Origin of the sequence: Candidatus Brachybacter algidus, assembly GCF_016707225.1 — a bacterium.
GTDB classification, from domain to species: Bacteria; Bacteroidota; Bacteroidia; order Chitinophagales; family Saprospiraceae; genus Parvibacillus; species Parvibacillus algidus.
The window spans coordinates 564362-583347 of the sequence record NZ_JADJID010000001.1 but is presented as its reverse complement, the minus strand read 5'-3'; the positions used below and the strand labels follow the sequence as shown (position 1 = coordinate 583347).

The 18986-nt window shown below is 36.7% G+C and carries 17 protein-coding genes; 16 read left to right on the top strand and 1 reads right to left on the bottom strand.

All coding sequences use genetic code 11. The features are described from left to right. Positions 1-33 precede the first annotated feature (33 nt). The 6 genes from IPI15_RS20110 to IPI15_RS02310 all read left to right on the top strand — a co-directional run bounded on the left by IPI15_RS20110 (position 34) and on the right by IPI15_RS02310 (position 8197). The gene (locus IPI15_RS20110) at positions 34-456 is read left to right on the top strand and encodes an ATP-binding cassette domain-containing protein (protein ID WP_287419068.1); all 423 of its coding nucleotides are present in this window, start codon (positions 34-36) and stop codon (positions 454-456) included. Next, positions 428-898 (top strand): AAA family ATPase, encoded by a 471-nt coding sequence (locus tag IPI15_RS20105; RefSeq protein WP_287419067.1) that lies wholly within the window; start codon positions 428-430, stop codon positions 896-898. The genes IPI15_RS20110 and IPI15_RS20105 overlap by 29 nt, the downstream gene beginning before the upstream one ends. Beyond that, complete coding sequence (locus tag IPI15_RS02325) at positions 899-1687, top strand: ABC transporter permease (RefSeq protein ID WP_287403023.1); 789 nt, start codon at positions 899-901, stop codon at positions 1685-1687. It abuts the gene before it with no gap. Positions 1688-2212: 525 nt separating this feature from the next. After that, the gene (locus tag IPI15_RS02320; protein ID WP_287403021.1) at positions 2213-3241 is read left to right on the top strand and encodes an alpha/beta hydrolase; all 1029 of its coding nucleotides are present in this window, start codon (positions 2213-2215) and stop codon (positions 3239-3241) included. Between the two features lie 778 nt (positions 3242-4019). Further along, complete coding sequence (locus tag IPI15_RS02315; protein ID WP_287403019.1) at positions 4020-5060, top strand: FG-GAP repeat domain-containing protein; 1041 nt, start codon at positions 4020-4022, stop codon at positions 5058-5060. 794 nt (positions 5061-5854) lie between these two features. Continuing rightward, the gene (locus tag IPI15_RS02310) at positions 5855-8197 is read left to right on the top strand and encodes a T9SS type A sorting domain-containing protein (protein ID WP_287403017.1); all 2343 of its coding nucleotides are present in this window, start codon (positions 5855-5857) and stop codon (positions 8195-8197) included. A 152-nt stretch (positions 8198-8349) separates the two neighbouring features. On the opposite strand, the gene IPI15_RS02305 is transcribed toward IPI15_RS02310, so the two are convergent. Further along, a complete protein-coding gene (locus IPI15_RS02305) occupies positions 8350-8520 on the bottom strand; it encodes a hypothetical protein (RefSeq protein ID WP_287403016.1) in 171 nt (56 codons plus the stop codon). Between the two features lie 369 nt (positions 8521-8889). Between IPI15_RS02305 and IPI15_RS02300 the strand changes: the two genes are divergently transcribed. From IPI15_RS02300 to IPI15_RS02255, 10 genes are all read left to right on the top strand, one after another. Continuing rightward, positions 8890-9795: an ABC transporter ATP-binding protein gene (locus tag IPI15_RS02300; protein ID WP_287403015.1), complete on the top strand. Its 906-nt coding sequence runs from the start codon at positions 8890-8892 to the stop codon at positions 9793-9795. Further along, complete coding sequence (locus tag IPI15_RS02295) at positions 9796-10584, top strand: ABC transporter permease (protein WP_287403013.1); 789 nt, start codon at positions 9796-9798, stop codon at positions 10582-10584. It abuts the gene before it with no gap. 571 nt (positions 10585-11155) lie between these two features. Further along, a complete protein-coding gene (locus tag IPI15_RS02290) occupies positions 11156-11575 on the top strand; it encodes a DUF3830 family protein (RefSeq protein ID WP_287403011.1) in 420 nt (139 codons plus the stop codon). A gap of 564 nt (positions 11576-12139) precedes the next feature. Continuing rightward, positions 12140-12709, top strand: coding sequence for a hypothetical protein (locus IPI15_RS02285; protein WP_287403008.1), 570 nt, complete (start codon positions 12140-12142; stop codon positions 12707-12709). Positions 12710-13058: 349 nt separating this feature from the next. Further along, positions 13059-14009: a proline iminopeptidase-family hydrolase gene (locus tag IPI15_RS02280; RefSeq protein ID WP_287403006.1), complete on the top strand. Its 951-nt coding sequence runs from the start codon at positions 13059-13061 to the stop codon at positions 14007-14009. Positions 14010-14126: 117 nt separating this feature from the next. Then, positions 14127-14708, top strand: coding sequence for a Crp/Fnr family transcriptional regulator (locus IPI15_RS02275; RefSeq protein ID WP_287403005.1), 582 nt, complete (start codon positions 14127-14129; stop codon positions 14706-14708). Between the two features lie 277 nt (positions 14709-14985). Beyond that, on the top strand, positions 14986-15411 hold the full coding sequence (locus IPI15_RS02270) for a CFI-box-CTERM domain-containing protein (RefSeq protein WP_287403004.1): 426 nt from the start codon (positions 14986-14988) through the stop codon (positions 15409-15411). A 286-nt stretch (positions 15412-15697) separates the two neighbouring features. Beyond that, entirely contained in the window at positions 15698-16324 is a 627-nt protein-coding gene (locus tag IPI15_RS02265; RefSeq protein WP_287403000.1) for a hypothetical protein, read from the top strand. A 480-nt stretch (positions 16325-16804) separates the two neighbouring features. Next, positions 16805-17431, top strand: a complete 627-nt coding sequence (locus IPI15_RS02260) for a hypothetical protein (RefSeq protein WP_287419066.1) — start codon at positions 16805-16807, stop codon at positions 17429-17431. A 117-nt stretch (positions 17432-17548) separates the two neighbouring features. Next, positions 17549-18970, top strand: a complete 1422-nt coding sequence (locus tag IPI15_RS02255; protein ID WP_287402996.1) for an alpha/beta fold hydrolase — start codon at positions 17549-17551, stop codon at positions 18968-18970. Positions 18971-18986 lie beyond the last annotated feature (16 nt).

The window sequence follows — 18986 nt, the reverse complement described above, 5'->3', positions numbered from 1 at the left end:
TGTAATCGTAAAACAACCGCCACAATATATCAGATGGACATAATAAAGACAGATACATTATCAAAATTCTTTGGGACAACTCCTGCATCTGACGACATTTCTATTCATGTTAGAGAAGGTGAGATCTATGGATTTCTTGGACTAAATGGTGCTGGTAAAACGACTTTAATACGTATGCTTCTTGGTATGATTAAACCGGACAAAGGCAACATTAGTTTATTCGGCAAGCAACTTACGCCGCAATTTAACCAATGGAATGACATCGGGTACTTGGTGGAAACACCCTACTCTTATCCCAACCTTTCAGTAATCGAGAATTTAAAGGTTTATTTTAAACTGCGACAATTAACCAATCTTAAATTAATTGACGACATCATAGAAAAATTAAAACTAACTAACTATAAAGACAAAAAAGGCAAAAGCACTGATGCACAAACCAAAACTTTTAATACTTGATGAACCAATTAATGGCTTAGACCCCGAAGGAATTGTAGAAGTAAGGGAATTGCTCAAAGACTTTTCAAATAATGGGTCAACAGTTTTTCTTTCAAGCCATATACTTGGTGAAATCTCTAAAGTTGCCAATCGCATAGGCATTATTCATGAAGGAAAATTGGTAAAAGAATTGACCACAAACGAATTGACAGACCAACTAATCAAAAAAATTATAGTGACGACCGTTGACAATAGGAAAGCTGTTCAACAGTTGATAAGTTCAAATTACAAAGCAGTATTGACAGAAAATAATGAAATAGAAGTTACCAATAGTGAGGCGATTGCAAATCCTGAAAATATTTCAAAGTTGTTAGTTGAAAATAATCTTCCACCAAAACAAGTGTATTTGTTTACTGAAGATTTAGAAATGTATTTTTTAAGAACTATCAGAAACAAAGTATAAATGAAGCAACAGGTACTAGCATTTCAGTCTGAATTAATGAAAGTGAAATATGCCAATACACTTTGGTGGACATTTATTGCTTTTGCTTTAGCTCCAATTATGGGAGGCGCATTTATTATGATTATTCAAGACCCAGATGCTGTTACCCAAGGGGGTGGACTTGCAGCCAAAGCTAAAGCTATGAACATGGAAGCTAATTGGAAATCCTATTTAGATTTATTGAAACAAACCGTTGGGGTTGGTGGTGTTTTGGCTTTTGGGTTTGTAGCAAGTTGGCTTTTCGGACGTGAATATTCAGACGGAACTGTAAAGGACTTACTTTCGCTACCTACTTCTCGAACAAGAATCTTGAACGCAAAATTTATTATTTATATAATTTGGTGTTTAGCACTTGTGGTTTCTAACCTTATAATTGGACTGCTCATCGGAACAATTTTGCAACTGCCATCAACTAAAATTAATGTTCTTTACCCACTCCTAACTGACTATTTTATTACTACAATTCTCACAATTTTAATTGGTGTTCCAATTCCTTTCTTTGCTCTTTTAGGCAAGGGTTATCTCGCACCTTTAGGCTTTGTTGCGTTGACTTTAGTATTAGCACAGGTTATTGCAGCCATAGGATATGGATCCTATTTTCCTTGGTCAATCCCAGGACTTTATAGCGGAGCTGGCGGTGCATTTAAAAACTTGCTAGACAAATACAGCTATTTAATTTTAATTCTAACTTGTATCGCAGGCTATATTGCGACAGTAATTTATTGGAAAAACGCTGACCAGACGAAATGAAAGAAATAATAGCGATAATCGAGTAGACGGCCTCACCGGATTGCTTCCATGTCTGCGCGGCTCACAGCATCCTGAGTGCCCGATCTTCGCTCCTCACCTTCGAAAAATAGATCCCCCCAATCTATTTTGTTTCGAGGACACACAAGGCCTTCATAAACCTGATCGATTTAATTGATAGCATTCAAGCATGGAGATGTAACTGCGAAACTTCAAGTAATTTACGCTTTCTGAAGCACCGAGTATGGGGCTTACTAGTGCTTCGGGTCATTAACCCATGTACAGAAGTCTTTCACTACCATCTTAATAAATGTCCTCTCAGACATGCTTTCTCTCTCCGATTTTAGCTACTTTTACAAAGAAGTTTGCCGTTCAGTACCTACAAAAATAATTGCCGGCTTAGTGCTCCACAGACCCATTTGTGGTGAATATCTCTACCTTCGCCAAGCGCCAAACCTTTGCGGGTCATACGGAGGACACTTCTAACATTAAATTGACTGTAAGAAATTAATTTTGACAAAGATTATTATGAAAAAAAAGTTTTTCAAATTTATCAAGTATGCTTTGCCGTTAATCATAACAATATATCTACTAGTAGCATTCATTCCGAGAACATACGATGTTCCACAATCACAAACGATACAAGGCACGCAATATTGGGACTTGGTTACGGGTTCAAAGATTGGCTATACGCTCATACCCTCAAAAAGTGCGAAGAAACCTTTTCCAATTATTTATTTGCATGGAGGACCAGGTGGTTTTATTTCCAATAGGAATATTAAAAACCTGTCTCAATTGTCAGAAGACGGCTATGATGTTTATTTATACGACCAGATTGGTAGCGGACAATCTGAAAGATTAACAAACATCAATGAATATACTGCGGACAGACACAAAAAAGATTTGGAAGAAATAATAAAGAAAATAGCTGCTGAAAAAGTAATTTTAATTGGACAATCATGGGGAGCAATTCTTGCTACTTTATTCGTTGCCAACAATCCCGACAAAGTTGAAAGAATTATTCTCATTGGACCAGGTTCTATTCAACCAATGCGTGAGGAACAATTGCACGCATATCCACCTGACAGTTTAAATTTGAAAAAGCCATCATACTCTAATAGAGAGGCAAATGAAAAATGCCAAAGCTTAAGATCTAAAGCAATTACATTTTGGGCAAAAAAATTCGGCAGGAAATTAGCATCTGATAAAGAGGTAGACGATTTTCAAACTTATCTTAATGGTGAATTGAACAAAGCGACAGTGTGCGATACCTCGCTAGCATTAAAAGCAGAAGGAGGCGGAGGATTTTATGCGCAAATAATGACAGCCCAAAGTTTCAATTCAATTCAAGACACACGACCTAAATTAAAAGACAGTAAAATTCCAATTTTAATAATGAAAGGTCAATGTGACAATCAACCGTGGGGATTTACCAATGAGTATTTAGAACTGTTTAAAAATCATCAGTTGAAAATAATTCCCAATGCGGGACATTCCATTTCAGTGGAGCAACCTGAACTTTATCTAAAAACTATTCGTGTGTTTTTGAATCAATAAAATTAATGTAAACTTTAAACGATACATCTTCGGTGAGAGAGTCGGGTGATGCAGATGATTAGTTAGATTAATTCAATGCCTAGGCCTCTCACACCACCCAACGTCCGAGACCTGAGCTCTTCCTCTTAGGATAATACGATTCCCAATGCTATTATTTCTCAAGGACATACATGACCCTCATTAATCTGAACGAATTTGTTGATAATATTCATGTATAGATATATACTCACGAGACATCAATTGATTTACGCTACTGAAGTACCGAGTCTAGGGCTTTGCTCTGAGCGTCAGCAACCTTTTTGCCTCCTACTCCATGCATACGCATGATCCGGATTTACTCTCATTCGTGTAAGATTCGTCTTCTTCTGTACCAACCATTGCAATCCCCCTTACTTCATTTCAAAACTCACAGCTCACACACTTGGGACTTGCTATTACTTCGGTTCCTCACCCCGCACACAGGAGACTCTCACTTCATAGTTAATAAATGTCCTTTCAGACATCCCTACTCTCTCTGAATTTAGCTACTTTTACGGAGGAGTTTGCCATTCGTGGCACACACAACGCATAAAATAAATTGCTGCTTTTGAGTAGAATAATGTTCACGAAATTCAAGTATATTTGCTTTACTCCGAGCGGAATCAGATTACATTTCCGCAACTGAGTTTATGCGCGAAACTTTAGGCACAATTATATGAAAAAACTTATTTATTTCTCTTTTCTTCTAATTCCCATGTCAGCATTAGCTCAAAACCGGGGGTTTTATTCGGTAAACGATATGAACGTTAACGAACCTATGTTCAGTTTTGGCACTACTAAACATCGAAGTGCATCAATTAGCTTGGGGGACATTAATAATGATGGAAAGATTGATGCAATAATTGCTAATGGACGACATTGGTCTGAAACAAATTATATTTTCTACAATTCCGGTAAGGGTTTTAATGTAATGCGTCCATTAGATGATTTGAGCTCAACTAGCTATGCAGCAGAATTGGTTGACTTGGATAACGACGGAGATTTAGACATTGTTGAAATAAACGACAATGCACCTCATAGAATTTATCTAAACAATGGTTCTGGAAGGTTTACATTTCACTCAGAAGTTGGGGCAGTTTCTAATGCCAGGAATATCGCGTTGGGGGACTTGGACAATAATGGGTTCATCGATTTTATTATTACCAACAGAGGTGGACAAAATATGATTTGCTATAACAATGGAAAACTGAAATTTGATTGTGTAAAATTACAAACCAAGCAAAACTCTACAATTGATATTGCCATATGTGATTTAAACGGTGATAGCCTGCTTGATCTTGTACTTGCCAACAGAGATAATGTTCCGAATGAAATTTTCATTAACCATGGCAATCGGGAATTTGAAAAAAAACTAGATTTTGGTACAGGAACTTTTGAAACCCGTGCTGTTGGAGTGGCAGATATGAACAATGATGGCATTCTGGATATTGTTACGGGGAATATTAATGCTGCCAATATTATATACTTTGGAAGTACAAAATTCACCTTCAAAGACACTCTCGCATTTGGTGGCAAGGACATAGACACCTATAGTATTGCATTGGCTGATTTTAATAAAGATGGTTTTATGGATATTGTTACTGGTAATTACCATAAACCAAATACTGTTTTCATAAACCAAAATGGAAATACTTTTGAGGAAATCAATTTAACGGAAAGATCTTCAGGAACCTATAGTGTGACAATAGGAGATATTAATTCTGACGGCTGGATAGATATTGCAATTGCTAATTCCGATGACTTTAATCTTTATTATCTAAATATTTTTAAAAACGAGTAGTTAAATAACTTTGCCTAATCAAGTAGACGGCCTCACCAGATTACTCTGATGTCTACACCTCTCACACCACCCTGAGTGGGCGTGCTGCGCTCCCTCCTTCGTCCTAATCCATGCATACGCATGAGCCGGATCTACTCCCATTTTTATCAGGTTCGTGTTCCTCAGTACCCGACTTTGCTACCGCTTCGCTGTTCTCTCCGACAAAGACATCAATATGTCTTTGGTTTCCTTCAGAAACTTCTCTTCGTTCACCCTTACTTCAGATCGAACCTCACGGCTCACACCCTTGGGGCTTGCTAGTGCTTCGGGTCGTTACCCCGTACACAGGAGACTTCCACTCCCTGGTTAATTAATGTCCTTTCAGACGTCCCTACTCTCTCTGAATTGTGCTACTTTTACAGAGGAGTTTGCTATTCGTGGCACACACAGCGGTCTCAACAAACGTTCAAAGAAAATTACTCTAGTGGGTATTAATTTGGTTTTGGTTACATGGAATCGGAAAACGGCTATAATCCAAGCAGAATTACCATCAATTCAATTTCAAAATTGATAATAAACGACCTTGTGAATTGCATAGATCGGCTGCATAGTTTTCAACTAAAAATGTGGAAACTAAAAAGAAAAAAAGTGTCAAAAAAATATGTTGATAATAATATTTTATACCTTTAGCTTTAACCATAGGTGTCCTATTTTGGGAGAATCCAAGCCTTGGTTAGATATTTGAAATGTATTTGAATAAATGAATACTTTATATCAATAATAGTTAACTAATCAAAATATTAAATCTAAAAGGCATGAAAAAACTAATTACAATTATCTTATCTACCATTATTTCAGTTGCAAGTTTCGCTCAAGCTCAAAAAGTAGTACTTATTGAAGAAGGAACAGGTACTTGGTGCCAGTGGTGCCCCAGGGGAGATGTGTATGGAAAAGAACTTCAGGCCAACTACCCTGGACAATTTGTATTTGTTGCTGTTCACCAAGGAGATCCAATGGATGATGAGGACTATTCTAATAGTATGCCTTTTATAGGGATACCCAATGGATGGCTAGATCGAACATCTATAAGTGATCTGGATCCTTTTACAGATTTACCACAAGACATGGCAAAGCAATTGGCATTGATACCCCCTGCTGGAATTTCTGTTTCCACCACTTGGGAAGCCTCTACTCGTTTATTAACCATGACAGTAAGTGCCAATTTTGAAGCAGACCTGAATGGTGATTATCGCTTGGCTGCTATCGTAATAGAAGATGGTGTAACTGGACCAGCCCCGGCTTACGATCAATCTAATTCTTACTCAGGTGGCAATGCAGGGACAATGGGAGGTTATGAGGATTTACCCAATCCTGTATCTGCCTCTATTATGGTGTATAACCATGTTGGTCGGTATTTACCAGGTGGACTTCTAGGTGCCCCAAGCAGCTTGCCCAACTCTATTATTAGCGGTGAGACCCATAGTTATACCTATACTTATACTTTGCCAAATGAATATAATGAGGAATATGTTCATGTGGCTGGAATATTAGTAGATGCTAGTTCCGGTGTTGTTCTTAATGCAGGTAAAAGTGATTACTTGCCTGGCTACGCTAATGCGAAACCTTTCTTCCACTCTTCACCACAAGAGCAAGGGTTTCTTGGTTTGAATTATCAATATGCAATTGTAACACATGACCCCGAGCATGGTAATTTGACGATTTCCGCATTGACAAGTTTACCTGCGGGACTTTCTTTGAATGACTTGGGAGATGGTTTTGCTTCATTAACCGGCACCCCTACCCAACTAGGTACATTCGATGTTACGCTTAATGTTAATGATGGAACATGGGATGTAGAACAAAGCTTTCAAATAACCATAGGTGAACCACAAGAGGATTGGATTCAGGTTGGTAAAGAAGGTTTTAATGATTTTAAAGCTTATTCAATTGGTATAAAAATCAGCCCTGAAGGAATACCTTTTGTAATTGGTGCCGACCTGGATAAAAATCAGGCTTTCGTTTATGAATTCTTAAATGACACCTGGATGCAATTGGGAAATGGTTTGCCGGCCAGTGCTTTTGATGTTTCAATGGCTGTCGGATTGGATGGAATGCCTATTGTTTTCTCTGAAGGGGTAATTTCAAAATGGAATGGAAGTAAATGGGATCAATTAGGAAGTAAACTTCCAGGTGATGTTTTTCTAATGACCGATGTAATAGAAGCAAGTGACGGAACATTGTTTACTGTGCATTTTGCTCCTCCTGCTTCTACAATTATTCATCAATTTGATGGGACGGATTGGAAGTCTCTAGGAGAGGCCTCAGACAATTATGCCGTATGGAATCGGTTTAATTTAGATGAATCTGGTAACCCCATTTTGATTTATGGAACGGACGGTCAGAATATTACTTACTCTGAAGTAACTCGTTGGGATGGTAGTCAATGGAACCAATTAGGAGGTTACGTTGAACCAAGTAGTCAAACCTATTATGATCATGATGTTGCTGTCACTTCAAATGGAGACGTGTTTGCAGCACTAACTATTGGAGTTGGCGTTCAATTATTGAATATCTACAAATTCACTAACGGCGAATGGGAATTAATCAAAGAAAACCTGGCCGGAGGAGCTACAGCATCTTGTAACCTCGAATCAGATGCCAATGGCAACCTTATCGTTGCTTTCCGGGACGAAAGCAATAGTGGCAAAACTAGTGTTATGAAATATGATGGGATCAATTGGAAATACATGGGGTTACCAGGTTTTACCACTATCGCAGATAACCAATCACTAGCAGTGGATACTGAAAGTGTGCCCTATGTTGCTTATCGGGATGGGGATCAAAATGGTAGAATTAGTGTCAAAAAATATAAAGATTTGACCAGTAATATTTTCGTTACTCCGTTAGTGGATAATCAATTAAGATTATACCCTAATCCAAATACAGGAAATTTCATATTAGGGTTTGATAAAGGTAGCAATTATCAAATTATAAACTTATCCGGTCAAGTTGTAAAAACAGGAGTATTAGATCCTAATTTCTCTTCCAACAATCTAAAATACCAAACTATAACATGTACGGAGCTCAATAATGGATTTTACTTCATAAAAGTGATAGGAGAAGGTGGTGTTCTAACTTTGAAATTTTTGAAGCAGTAAAAAAGGCCTGTTTAGAATAGAATAGACGGCTTCACCAGATTTCTCTGATGTCTGCGCCTCTCAGGCCACCCTTCGTGCGCGAGCTGCGCTCCTCCTCTTCGAAAAATAGATTTCCCAAATCTATTTTTCGAAGGGGACATACAGGGCCTTCATTAACTTGACCGAATTTGTTGATAATATTCAAGCATGGAGATATACCCACGCGACTTCAGGCGATTTACGGTCACTGCAGTGCCGAGTATGGGGCTTTGAGCTATGCGCCAGCCACCCTTCCTCGTCTTACCCCATGCATAAGCATGACTTGGATTTACTCCCAACCGCATGAGATTCAGCCTCTTTAGCGCTCATCTGGGCAGTCCCCCTTACTTCAGACCGAACCTCTCGGCTCACACCCTTGGGACTTGCTATTGCTTCGGGTCGTTACCCCGCATACAGGAGACTTTCAATCCTCAGTTAACAAATGTCCTCACATACATCCCTACTTTCTCTCATTTTAGCTACTTTTACAGAGGCGTTTGCCATTCGTGGCACACACAGGCGTTTGGCAAAAAACGAGTTCAGTGCTAGATTCAAGTTCAATTTTTCATTTGAACTTGAATGCAAAACTGAAAGTTTAGTTCTTCGATTTCCACCACTTCGCCAAGCTAAAAAACATTAGATGTAATTGTAAAACGACTGCCACAAAATATCAAATGGACATAATAAAGACAGATACTTTATCAAAATTCTTCGGGACAACTCCTGCTTCTGACGACATTTCTATTCATGTTAGAGAAGGTGAGATCTATGGATTTCTTGGACTAAATGGTGCTGGTAAAACGACTTTAATACGTATGCTTCTTGGTATGATTAAACCGGACAAAGGCAACATTAGTTTATTCGGCAAGCAACTTACGCCGCGATTTAACCAATGGAATGACATCGGTTACTTGGTGGAAACACCCTACTCTTATCCCAACCTTTCAGTAATCGAGAATTTAAAGGTTTATTTTAAACTGCGACAACTAACCAATCTTAAATTAATTGACGACATCATAGAAAAATTAAAACTAACTAACTATAAAGACAAAAAAGCGAATGTTTTATCACTTGGCAATCAACAAAGGCTAGGTTTAGCAAAAGCACTGATGCACAAACCAAAACTTTTAATACTTGACGAGCCAATTAACGGCTTAGACCCCGAAGGAATTGTAGAAGTAAGGGAATTGCTCAAAGACTTTTCAAATAATGGCTCAACAGTTTTTCTTTCAAGCCATATACTTGGTGAAATCTCTAAAATTGCCAATCGTATAGGCATTATTCATGAAGGAAAATTGGTAAAAGAATTGACCACAAACGAATTGACAGACCAATTAATCAAAAAAATTATAGTGACGACCGTTGACAATAGAAAAGCTGTTCAACAGTTGATAAGTTCCAATTATAAAGCAGTATTGACAGAAAATAATGAAATAGAAATTACCAATAGTGAGGCGATTGCAAATCCTGAAAATATTTCAAAGTTATTAGTTGAAAAAAATCTTCCACCGAAACAGTTGTATTTGTTTACTGAAGATTTAGAAATGTATTTTTTAAGAACTATCAGAAACAAAGTATAAATGAAACAACAGCTACTAGCATTTCAGTCTGAATTAATGAAAGTGAAATATGCCAATACGCTTTGGTGGACATTTATTGCTTTTGCTTTAGCTCCAATTATGGGAGGCGCATTTATTATGATTATTCAAGACCCAGATGCTGTTGCCCAAGGAGGTGGACTTGCAGCCAAAGCTAAAGCTATGAACATGGAAGCTAATTGGAAATCCTATTTAGATTTATTGACACAAACCGTCGGGGTTAGTGGTGTTTTGGCTTTTGGATTTGTAGCAAGTTGGCTTTTCGGACGTGAATATTCAGACGGAACTGTAAAGGACTTACTTTCGCTACCTACTTCTCGAACAAGAATCTTGAACGCAAAATTTATTATTTATATAATTTGGTGTTTAGCACTTGTGGTTTCTAACCTTATAATTGGACTGCTCATCGGAATAATTTTGCAACTGCCGTCAACTAAAATTAATGTTCTTTACCCACTCCTAACTGACTATTTTATTACTACAATTCTCACAATTTTAATTGGTGTTCCAATTCCTTTCTTTGCTCTTTTAGGCAAGGGTTATCTCGCACCTTTAGGCTTTGTTGCGTTGACTTTAGTGCTAGCACAGGTTATTGCAGCCATAGGATATGGATCCTATTTTCCTTGGTCAATCCCAGGACTTTATAGCGGAGCTGGTGGTGCATTCAAAAACTTGCTAGACAAATACAGCTATTTAATTTTAATTCTAACTTGTATCGCAGGATATATTGCGACAGTAATTTATTGGAAAAACGCCGACCAGACGAAATAAAAGAACTACTACCGATAATCGAGTAGACGCCATCACTGATTACTCTGATGTCTGCGCGGCTCGCACCAGCATGATTAAGCGAGTTAAGCTCATCATATTCGAAAATAAGTTTACCAAAGCTATTATACTTCGAGGACATACACAACCTTCATTAACTTGACCGATCTTGTTGATTGTAATCAAGCATGGAGATATACCCACGAGACTTGAAACGATTAAGGGTCACGGCATTGCAGAGTATGGGGCTTCGTGGTAGGCGCTAGCCACTTGCTAGTGCTTCGTGTCCTTACCCCGCACACAGGTGACGTTCACTTCCTAGTAAATAAATGCCATTTCAAACATCCTTTCTCTCTCTGAATTTAGCTACTTTTACAGAGGAGTTTGCCATTGCTGGTACACACAGCAGCTACCTCAAAAGCGGGGTTCATGCTTCGCAGACACAATTGTGCAAACCGAATTTTCAATTTTCCGTATTAACATTTGTGGCAAAATTCCCCTCCTTTGATTAGCTTCAAAACGATATAGAGCATTTTAGCTGACGAAACAAACATTAACGACAAGAGAAAATAATATGAATGGATTTAAAATAACAACTCAAGATGGACAGGAAATAAAATTTGAATTTTATGTCGACACTGCACCAGTTACATCTATAGCTTTTCAAAATATTTTACCATTTTCAAGAACATTTAACCACGCAAGAGTTTCTGGACAAGAAATTTGGATAGACAATGTTCCAAAACTAGACATTATTCAAGAGAATGCTTCAGTATTTGCAGAACCTGGAGAAGTTGTATTCGGACCAACAAAACCAAGCAGGACAAAGACAGCAAATTGTTTTGGTATTTATTACGGTGAAGGAAAAGGGTTAGACGCTTGTAATATATTTGCGAAAGTGGTTGATACCGACAAACAAAAATTGTTTGATCTAGGGAATAGTATTTGGAAATATGGTTCGCAGGAGTTGACACTTTCAAAACTCGACAAATGACTCGATGAAAAGAAAAGCGCCCTATAATCGAGTAGAAGGCTCACCAGATTATCCTGATGCCTGCTCGGCTCACACCAACCTGCGTAAGCGAGTTGTGCTCATCCCCTTCGAAAATAGGTTTATCAAAGCTATTATACCTCGTGGACATACACAACCTTCATTAACTTGACCGAATTTGTTGATAGTATTCAAGCATGCAGATATACCCACGAGACTTGAAACGATTAACGGTCACTGCAGTACCGAGTATGGGCTTCGCGCTATACGCCAGCCTCTTGCTAGTGCTTCAGGTCGTTATTCCTCATACAGGAGACGTTCACTCATTCGTAAATAAATGTCCTCTCAGACATCCCCACTATCTCTGCTTTTAGTTACTTTTACAGAGGAGTTTGCCAATACGTTGCGCGCACGAAATGTATTTGTACTTTGTAGGGTGCAGTTTAACTTTGTAAGGTCGTTTTTAAACAACATTTTGTTGCATGGGACAATTTGGTTTTTCAAAATCCCCCAACAACACATTCATAAACGTTATCTCATATTAAAATCAACTATAACAAACTTTAAATGATATATTTAAGAAAGATTACTTTTATTATCTTCTCTTTATTGTTTCAAACCAATCTTTTCGCGCAGTATTATTTAAATAATCTCGCAAGTCCCGTTATTTTAATTGAATCTTCAATTGCTAAAAGTCAAGGGATATTGGTCACGTCTAAAGAACCTTATTTAGGCCAAATAATTCTAATTTCGTCTTTAAGTACCTTTACTAAAGAAAATACAAGTCCCACCAGTATAAATAATTTGGACTTTATTGATGAACTAGTTTCAGTTTCACATTTTTTTAGGAAAAAGGAAAAGGACTTTCTGGCAGAGTATTCAATGGAATATGGTGAATGTAACCCTTTGAAAATTCAATTTAATTTTAAAACTTTAGTGGATTCCACGAATTGTGTAACATTTTTGGATAATAGTGATGTGGTTGCAATTAAACTTTATGATAATAAAAATAGTATTGATAAGCGATTTGTGAAATTTGATGGCATATGTGCATTAAGGCCGTTAATTTACGATTCAAGTCAAGAAAGTGGAATGGATAGACCAAAACTTGACCAAAGAAGTATTATTGTTTTCTGAGAATAGTGAAGAATCTACGAAGATACACTTGATGGATATTAATATTCTAGAAAATCCCCATGGCATAAATATAATTCCATTATTAGGCACAAATTATATTAGTAGAGTGTTATTTAAAGTTAAAAATGAATTGATCAGTTTTTATGGAATTGCAAATAAAGAGCAGAAAATTTTTGAATTAAACATATCTAAAATTTTTAAAGATTCAAATTAGAAAATTGAAATTAAATAAGATATGACAACCAGTGCTTTAACGCAAGTTTTGGATATTGCCAAAAACCGTCGCAAGGCAAAGCCATTTGATTAAAATAAAAAAAATGACAAACAAACAATTTTAAAATAATCAATCATGAAAGTAGTAATTGCTGCACTGTGTCTTTGTTCCCTTTTGATAAATTCCTCCTGTAAAAAAGTCATTGAAAGTGAAGGTTATGTAAATGTGGAAGGTGGTAAAATATGGTACAAAATCGTGGGAGAAGGTGATGGAATTCCTTTATTAATTCTTCATGGAGGACCTGGCTCAAGGAGTTGTTCAATGATTCCCGGGTTATCATTACTGGCTGAAAACCGTCCAGTAATATTCTATGACCAACTTGGTTCTGGAAATTCCGATAGGCCTACTGACACGATCCTTTGGAAAACGGAAAGATTTGTAAACGAAATAGATTTTTTAAGAAAAGCCTTGAAACTTGACAACGTTCACATAATGGGTCATTCTTGTGGCAGTACTTTTTTAATTGAATACATGATTACTAAGCAACCCAAAGGAGTTAAATCTGTAATCTTCTCAAGTCCACATATCAGCAGTCCTGATTGGATGGCAGATGCCAAAATTTTACTTTCTCAACTCCCCATGAGTATTCAAGACACAATTTCTAAATATGAAGCCTTAAAAAACTACACCGCTCCTGAATACCTGGTTGCAACTGATTCTTTTTATGCCAGGCACCTATCCCGAAAGCATTGGCCTATTCATCCAAACGTAGAATGCGAAAATGTACCAGGTTTCAACGATCAAATTTATGAATATATGTGGGGACCAACGGAGTTCAATATTACCGGTACCCTTAAGGATTTTGATCGGTCAGTAGATTTAGATAAGATCACAGAACCAATACTTTTCATGGCAGGTGAATTTGATGAAGCTAGACCGGAAACGATGTATAGATATCAAAAATTATCAAGGAATGCAAGTGTTGAAATTATAGAAAATGCCGGTCACAAGACAATGATCGATCAACCGGAGAAAGTTTATGAAGCCGTTAGTAGATTTTTTAATAAAGTTGAAAATAATAAATAATGACTGCACACAGCAATCGATAAAAATAATTCATAGCCATCCTGTACGATGAATACAATTTTTAGCTAATCATTTGTGTAACACGGAAAACAATAACATAAAACCATATAAAAAATAATGCAAGACATACTATTTGACTTTATATCAAAATACATTTCTTTGACAGAAGAGGAGAAGAACGCATTACTTTCTTTAGACATATTCCGATCTGTTAGGAAAGGGACCATTTTACTTAATGAAGGGCAGAAATCACAGGATGAATATTTTATTCTGAAAGGATGCATCCGAAAATATTACATCATAGATGGTGAAGAGCGAACTACAGCCTTTTTTACAGAAATGGAAGGATTAACGCCCCATTGCGTTAAAAATAATGCCCCGTCTGAATATTTTATAAGTTGTGTTGAGAATTGCATTTTAACTGTTGCAAACCCGGGAATGGAAGTTGAATTATTTACTAAATTTCCTAAATTTGAATTAATGTGTAGAAAATTGTCAGAAGAACTATTGGCAGGACAACAACTAAATTTTGACGAGTTTAAGACCTCATCACCTGAACAACGATACTTGAATTTGCAACTAAAAAGACCAGACCTTATTCAACGTGTACCACAGCATCAATTAGCAAGTTTTTTAGGAATTAAACCTCAATCATTGAGTAGGTTAAGAGCACGAATTTTAGAGAAAAATAAAATTTAAGAATCATTACTTTATTAAAGTTTCAGAGTTGTTATTTATATTAGTAATCAACGAAATAAATATTATTAAATTTATAAATAGCGTCTTCAATAATGCTGAATATCAAATATTTATTTTAATTTTATAAGATTTTATTTATTTCTGAGTTTTATTAATTGCCAGACACAATCATCGAAGTTTCATTCTAACTTCTATCTTTATTTGAGTGATTAAATAGTCTCGATAAAAAATTATTTGCTCCGAAATGTTTATTGAGCCATAATCATTAAAAAATCTCATGAGTTTTACACAGGACCCCCATGACAACAAAATACTTCAACTCTGCAGGGATGGAAAAGTAGCTGAAGCTATCAAACTACATAAAGAGTTAACAGGGGCAGCTTTGAAAGAAAGTAAAGATTATGTAGATGGATTAATATCTAAGTACGGTATAATGATCCCTGAAAGCAATAAAGCTTGTTTTATCGCCACCGTGTGTTATGGTAATAATGATGCACCGGATATTTTAATTTTAAGAAAATTTCGGGATGGAATTCTACTTAAAACTATTTGGGGCAAAGCCTTAGTTGATGTGTATTATTTTGTTTCACCGTTTTTTGCATCAATAATTGCAAATTCGGGATTTTTAAAAAAGATTATTAGAAAAGGTTTGCTTGAGCCAATAGTTTTCAGAATTATAAAAGGAGTAAGAATTAAATATTGATTCATATTTCGGGGTAAATATATTTCTAAAAACCCTTGATAGCACTCAACTTAAAGTTAGTCATACTGTAAACCTTAGCTTCCATAACCAATGCATAACTGTTCTTCGTAAGGATATTTTTACCATTTTTCTTGAAAAAAAGTAAGGAAGCAAAGAATCCTTGTCTTCGCATTACTAGTTGGATAAGCAGGCTCTATAAATTTCAAATTACTTAACTTAAGTGAACGAGTGATTGCGTCCTGTGACTCTACATTTGTAGCATTATTTAACATAAACTACAAGAGAAATGCAAAAGAAAATAATATGGATTGGACTTGTTTTGGTTTTTACAAGCATTTTACATGCGAATGCCCAATATGCCAAACATGATAGTACTTGCAAAAAATGGTTTGTTGGGAGTACTTTATTGATGTTAGGAAATTTAATTCCTGACGACCCGAATCCACCTAAGTTCTTTCAATTAAATGTTGGATATAGAATAACGCCCAAAGATGTTGTTAGCATTGAGTTTAAGAAATCGCGTTTTGCCTGGCCACTAGGCATTCCATGGGGACCATCATTTGATGCAGAGGGAGAAAATTATCCAGGATATATAAGCCAATATGTACCCTCAATAGCATATAATCGGTTTTGGTGGAAAGGATTATATACAGGTGTTTATGCGCTAAATGCTTTTCAAAAATATTATAATGAGGAAAATATAAAAATAAAAGACGGATACACCTTATTTATGACCTATCGCTTGGGGTATCAGCTTAAATTGTTTAAAAACCGCTTCTTTTTTGAACCATCCATTGGTTTGACTCATTGGCCTGTGCAAACCAATGTACCGGAATCCTTTAAATCAGTAGAAAATAAATGGCCTAACTACTTTGGATGGGAACCAGGGTTTCATTTTGGGTTTAATTTTTAAATGAGAAATGAATCCAATTACTTCCCCTCTGATATAGCTAGAGTTTATATATACGTATTTTTTCAATGAAGCCTTTCCTGAAATAGCAAGATAATTATTTGATTTCAGGTTGATTATAAGCAAAATTAATTTTGCAGACACTAAAACGCACATATTCCTGAGAGGTACGATCCGGGATGGGCTAACTTATGCTCAGCGTTCCATGGCGAGTGATATACAATAATTTAAAGATGAACTATGATCGTGGGGTTCGGCGTAGGTTAACCTACGTCGGGGTGTCATCAAAGTTTACTTTGAAATGTGCAAAAATGATGTGTATAAACCCTAGCTTCTAGAAGCGTGTCGGCTGGCGGCGTTTACTGCCTTGAGTTTTTTAACTAAAAAAATTAAGAATACCTTCCTTTCTTAACTTAAGTGAACGTATTCAGGCACCACGCCACTTTACTTTTGCCACATCATTTAACATCAATCAAAAAAGAAATGCAAAAGAAAATTTTATGGATAGGTCTTGTGCTATTGTTGACAAGTACAATCCAGCTTAACGCACAGTATGCTAAAACTGACACCACCTACAATAGGTGGTTCATAGGCAGTACCATCTTTTTATTGGGTAACTTATCTTCCGTAAACCCTCCCAACTTTGCTCAACTCAATTTAGGCTACCGCCTTACAGGAAAAGATGTAATTAGTCTAGAACCAAAAACCTGGAAATATGCCTGGCCAAATGGTATTCATCCATTTTTAAACAAATCATACGGAAAGTCTGAAGAAAAATTTCCGGGCTATGTTCGTGAGTTTGGCTTATCTGTATCTTACCAACGTTTTTTGTGGAAAGGTCTATATGCCGAACTTAATGTAATGCCTACTTTGCAAATTTTCCTGAACGACCAAGGCAAAAAAATCGATAATGGTTTTCAGATTTTCAACACCTACCGTGTTGGATATCACATCAAACTATTTAAGGACAGATTTTTTATTCAACCATCTGTTGCAGTTACCCACCGTGCTTATCATACCATATTGCCTGATGGTTTTAAACAGTTAGACGATAAATGGCCGAAATTCGTCTTCGGAGAACCTGGATTTCATTTTGGATTTAATTTTTAGTAATTTAGCAGTGTTAAAACAATACTGACTTTAACATATAATAAAGATAGATAAAACACCAGCCACCATTCGGCATTGTGTAACACTAATCCGAATCAAATCTAAACGAAACAAAAAATGAAATCATTTTTAATTGTATTATCATTAATATTTTCAATACACTTTATTGGAAATGCCCAAATAATAAAATTGAAATCTGTAGAAGGATTTGTACAAACAGAAGATTATGTAAAACTCCATTACCAAATTCTTGGTCAAGGCCAGGACACTATTGTTGTGATTCATGGTGGAGGGGTTTTTGGTTCAGCATATTTAGTTCCTGACCTCACGCCATTGGCAGCACATCATGTCCTGGTGTTTTTCGATCAAGCTGGCGCTGGCTATTCCACTGTGGTAAAAGATACTACAAGGTATTCCATAAATAATACGATCAAGGATATTGAAGTCATCCGAAAACATTTCAATTTGAGAAAATTAAACCTTCTTGGTCATTCTACAGGTGGTTTAATCTGCGGTTACTATGCGACTAATTATCCGGACAAAATAAAATCCATGATGTTAGTGGCTCCTTTACCGGCCGCAGCTAGTATGACAAAAGGTTGGGTGAACAAAAATGACAGCATTACAACACTCCTCGCAAAACAAAACAAAAAAATATATGCAAACAATCCGGCCGACTCAACCAAAGCCTGTTGGGATTACTATTCACTTTGGATGCGCGGTTATGCAGCATCCTATGTATCGGGTAGAAATATTTGGGGAAACATTTGCAACTGCAATCAGGCTAATTTGACTAGTCCATTTAGTTATTACATTATGAAATCGATAGGTAACTGGGATATTACTACCCAACTTGCAAATGTTAAGGCAAGAGTGCTGCTGCTGGTGGGTGACAATGATGCAATACCATTTGCCTCTTTTGAGCACTGGAACAAAAGTTTACCCAATAGCACGTTGATTAATTTCCATGGAGCCGGACATGCTCCGAATTCTGATGAGCCTGCTGCATTTTTCATAGCTGCTGAAACATTCTTACAAGGCAAAACACCCGATAAATCGATGATGGATGCATTTGGTGCAGGAGTTATTCTGCCCGATGACTTGAAGGGGAATCCCTATCTAAGGGCTAGAGCTGCTGTTATTGGAATAGAAAATGAGCTTGTCCGATTGGCGAACAATGCAAAGTGGGATGACATGTCCAATATTTATACGAATGATGGCACTATTTATGCACCTGGTGCGCCACCAATAACGGGTAAGAATGCAATAGCTACTTTTTGGCGTACAGTGGCCAAAAGAGGGATGCATTCTTTGCAACTGCATTTGGTAGATTTAGAAATTTCGGATAACTTGCTCATTGCCAAGGGTAAATACGCCATGCGAAATAAACAAAATGAAATTCTTGATTTAGGTAAATTTATGGCCATTTATAGAAAAGAAGATAACAAATGGCGACTTCAAACAGACATGTTTAACTCCAGTTTAGAGACACGTTCGCCACTCGAAGTACCAGACTACCTGACACTAAAAAATGAATAAAAATATAACAAAATTT

Coding starts and splice junctions, on each gene's coding strand:
- IPI15_RS02280 (WP_287403006.1), top strand. CDS start 13,059: ATGAAAGTAGTAATTGCTGCACTGTGTCTTTGTTCCCTTTTGATAAAT.
- IPI15_RS02255 (WP_287402996.1), top strand. CDS start 17,549: ATGAAATCATTTTTAATTGTATTATCATTAATATTTTCAATACACTTT.
- IPI15_RS20105 (WP_287419067.1), top strand. CDS start 428: ATGCACAAACCAAAACTTTTAATACTTGATGAACCAATTAATGGCTTA.
- IPI15_RS02270 (WP_287403004.1), top strand. CDS start 14,986: ATGAGTTTTACACAGGACCCCCATGACAACAAAATACTTCAACTCTGC.
- IPI15_RS02285 (WP_287403008.1), top strand. CDS start 12,140: ATGATATATTTAAGAAAGATTACTTTTATTATCTTCTCTTTATTGTTT.
- IPI15_RS02290 (WP_287403011.1), top strand. CDS start 11,156: ATGAATGGATTTAAAATAACAACTCAAGATGGACAGGAAATAAAATTT.
- IPI15_RS02265 (WP_287403000.1), top strand. CDS start 15,698: ATGCAAAAGAAAATAATATGGATTGGACTTGTTTTGGTTTTTACAAGC.
- IPI15_RS02260 (WP_287419066.1), top strand. CDS start 16,805: ATGCAAAAGAAAATTTTATGGATAGGTCTTGTGCTATTGTTGACAAGT.
- IPI15_RS20110 (WP_287419068.1), top strand. CDS start 34: ATGGACATAATAAAGACAGATACATTATCAAAATTCTTTGGGACAACT.
- IPI15_RS02305 (WP_287403016.1), bottom strand. CDS start 8,520: ATGCGGTTGGGAGTAAATCCAAGTCATGCTTATGCATGGGGTAAGACG.
- IPI15_RS02300 (WP_287403015.1), top strand. CDS start 8,890: ATGGACATAATAAAGACAGATACTTTATCAAAATTCTTCGGGACAACT.
- IPI15_RS02315 (WP_287403019.1), top strand. CDS start 4,020: ATGAACGTTAACGAACCTATGTTCAGTTTTGGCACTACTAAACATCGA.
- IPI15_RS02275 (WP_287403005.1), top strand. CDS start 14,127: ATGCAAGACATACTATTTGACTTTATATCAAAATACATTTCTTTGACA.
- IPI15_RS02295 (WP_287403013.1), top strand. CDS start 9,796: ATGAAACAACAGCTACTAGCATTTCAGTCTGAATTAATGAAAGTGAAA.
- IPI15_RS02310 (WP_287403017.1), top strand. CDS start 5,855: ATGAAAAAACTAATTACAATTATCTTATCTACCATTATTTCAGTTGCA.
- IPI15_RS02320 (WP_287403021.1), top strand. CDS start 2,213: ATGAAAAAAAAGTTTTTCAAATTTATCAAGTATGCTTTGCCGTTAATC.
- IPI15_RS02325 (WP_287403023.1), top strand. CDS start 899: ATGAAGCAACAGGTACTAGCATTTCAGTCTGAATTAATGAAAGTGAAA.